General features: G+C 63.1%; 1 protein-coding gene. It reads right to left on the bottom strand.

Annotated elements, in window-relative coordinates; translation table 11 throughout:
• Window positions 1–21 precede the first annotated feature (21 nt).
• The coding region (locus tag ACR9ZK_RS23180; RefSeq protein ID WP_481344264.1) for a CoA-transferase at window positions 22–241 on the bottom strand (220 nt) is incomplete at its 5' end.

Raw genomic sequence — 241 nt, 5'->3', positions numbered from 1 at the left:
CCTGATAGGTGTTCTCGGCCATCATGACGCTCCTGTCTGTACATTCGCTGCGGGGGTCAACACGTTCGCTGCGGGGGTCAACGCGACGGTGCGCTTCTCGACCCGTTTCTCAACGGTCCCGGCTACTACGACCCGCTGGACGAAGATCCCCGGCGTGTGGATGTGTTCCGGATCCAGCTCCCCCGGTTCCACGAGTTCCTCGACCTCGGCGATGGTCACCCCGGCTGCCATGGCACAAAGA

This window comes from Monashia sp. HAY1-5C (assembly GCF_056755255.1).
Note: the sequence above shows the minus strand (reverse complement) of the source record. Positions and strands in the feature narration are given on the sequence as shown.